The sequence below is a fragment of the Oleiphilus sp. HI0079 genome, from assembly GCF_001635105.1.
This window is the reverse complement of the sequence record NZ_LWFT01001349.1, coordinates 1-731: the sequence shown is the minus strand read 5'-3', so window position 1 is coordinate 731 and position 731 is coordinate 1. Positions and strand designations below refer to the sequence as shown.

Genomic DNA, 731 nt, shown 5'->3' with positions numbered 1-731 from the left:
CATGTGTATTTCTCGCCCAACTCTGGGTTTAGCGCCCTGAAACTATCAACAAAGCCCGCCGCATGATAATTATCCATGCCATCAATTTCTTCCTGCATATAGCCTGCGCTCTTGTTGTAATTAGGCTTAGGGCGAGCAAGATCTAGATCTTTGTGCGCAACGTTCAAGTCACCGCAAACAACGACTGGCTTGGTTTTCTCGAGCGTTTTGAGATATTCAAGAAAGGCGGAATCCCAGGTTTGCCGATAAGCGAGGCGCTTTAGTTCGCTGCCCGAATTAGGGGTGTACACCGTAACGAGGTAGTAGTCATCGTATTCGGCACAAATAACCCGGCCTTCGGTGTCATGCTCTTCTATACCGAGATCATAGGTGACGGAAATAGGTTCCTGCTTTGTGAGAATGGCGGTACCCGAATAGCCTTTTTTAACCGCCGAATTTGAGTAGATGTGATAACCCTCAAGCTCGGCAAGGGCTTCACGAACCTGATCATCCTGCGCTTTGGTTTCCTGCAAGCAAAGTACGTCTGGTTGCATGGTCGCCATGCTCTCGAGGAAGTCTTTTTTCATTACTGCCCGAATACCATTTACATTCCACGATACTAAACGCACATTTTTCTCCCGTGACTATCTAAAGGCGATCTAAAAGCGATCTCAAAACTCTCTAAAAGCTGTTTAGCACTATCTCAAGATAATTGAGTGGCGCTCCAGCCGCTGCGCAGTTTACACCGCCAT

Annotated in this window: 1 protein-coding gene; it reads right to left on the bottom strand. The window is 47.5% G+C overall.

The window, feature by feature from the left end; genetic code table 11:
- A partial coding sequence (locus tag A3750_RS23270) for an exodeoxyribonuclease III (RefSeq protein WP_068548941.1) occupies positions 1–608 on the bottom strand: 608 nt, incomplete at its 3' end.
- Positions 609–731: the final 123 nt, after the last annotated feature.